This window comes from Moraxella tarda, assembly GCF_035181405.1.
In the GTDB taxonomy this organism is placed as follows: domain Bacteria; phylum Pseudomonadota; class Gammaproteobacteria; order Pseudomonadales; family Moraxellaceae; genus Moraxella.
The window spans coordinates 1-1,667 of sequence record NZ_JAYGGV010000013.1; the positions used below are offsets into that span (position 1 = coordinate 1).

Below are 1,667 nucleotides of genomic sequence, written 5' to 3' on the forward strand. Positions count from 1 at the left end.
AAACTTGATGAAAACGGTCATGTTGTTGTGCAAGATGGCAAACCTGTTTATGTGTATGATGATGGCAAAGAAGTGGCGTTTGATGCACTGCAAGCCACACAAAAGATTACACAGCTAAACAGTGAGGCTAAGGCACATCGAGAGGCAAAAGAGGCGGTGGAAACCAAATTAAAGGCATTTGATGGGCTAGACGCACAAGCAGCACGCACAGCATTAGAAACCGTTAAGAATTTTGATGATAAAAAGCTAATCGACGCAGGCGAAGTGGAAAAAGTCAAAGCTGAAACCAAAAAGGCTTTTGATGAGCAGTTACAAGCTGTCATCGCTGAACGAGATGGCATTACACAACAATATCATCAATCAATGATTAGCGGTGAGTTTGCTCGTTCAAAGGTCATTACCGAAAAAACCATTTTGCCGTCTGATATTATGCAGGCACAATTTGGTAAGCATTTTAGTATTGATGAACAGGGCAAACTGGTGGCGAAATATGGCGATGGAAATCCGATTTATTCTCGTATCAATGCTGGCGAGTTGGCAAGTTTTGATGAAGCCTTAGAGATGATTATTGACGCTTATCCGCATAAGGATAATATCCTAAAAGCCGATACGGCAAGCGGTGCAGGCGGTTTTCAATCGCAAGGCGGTAAAATTAACAAATCATTTAGTGAGTGCAAAACTCAAGCTGAAAAAGTGGCTTGGTTACAAGCACAGGAGTAATATTTTATGTTTGATTTAGAAAAATTTAACAAGCAAACTTGGCTGATTGCAACTGAGACTATCGGTCAAGAAGTGGAAAAGTTTAACGCTCAATCTAATGGTGTTTTGCAACTTGTGCCAAAACCATTTGAGGGCGATTTTGATATTGAAGCGTCATTTAAGCTATTGAGCGGTTTGGTTCGCCGTCGTGATGTGGAAAACGGTCAAAATAAAATTGACTCAACACGCCTAAGCCAACACAAAAAAGTGGCGGTAAAAATCGCAGCAGGTACGCCTGAAATCTTGTGGGAAAATGCTCAATATGCTTGGGTAAAACAAAATCCGCAAACAGCGTCTGTTGTCATTGGCGAACAGCTTGCCAAAGCAATGTTGGCTGATATGCTAAACGCAGGTATTAAAGCAGGTGTGGCGGCAATTAAGAGCAACACAAAGGCGGTGGAGAACGCAACCACAAAGCCGATTGATTTTGCAACGCTAACCAAAGGTGCAAGTCGTTTTGGCGACCGTTCAAGCTCTATCGCTGCGTGGGTAATGCACTCTGGAGCATTGTCGCAGTTGCATCTAAACGCTTTGGCGAACAGCGAACGCTTATTTACCTATGACAGCGTGAATGTGTTGCGTGACCCATTTGGGCGTGTGCTTATCGTAACAGATAGCCCTGACTTGCTACACGAAACAACCAAATTTAATACGCTTGGCTTGACCGAAGGCGGTATCATTGTTTCAACACAAAACGACTTTAACAGTGTGATTGTGCCAAAAACAGGCTTGGAAAACATCACAAACGCTTATCAAGCTGAATGGTCTTATGCCACAAGCGTTAAGGGTTACAGCTGGAAAACAACAGCAGGTGGCAACAATCCAAATGCAGGTGCATTGGCAACGCCTACCAACTGGGAACAAATCGCTACCGACATCAAAGACACAGCAGGCGTACTATTACAAAC

At 43.3% G+C, this 1,667-nt stretch carries 2 protein-coding genes; both read left to right on the forward strand.

Features of this window, described 5'->3' with window-relative positions; translation table 11 throughout:
• Positions 1-720: DUF6651 domain-containing protein (locus U9670_RS08670; protein ID WP_323842619.1), on the forward strand; the 720-nt coding region annotated here is incomplete at its 5' end.
• A 6-nt stretch (positions 721-726) separates the two neighbouring features.
• The coding region (locus U9670_RS08675; protein ID WP_323842620.1) for a major capsid protein at positions 727-1,667 on the forward strand (941 nt) is incomplete at its 3' end.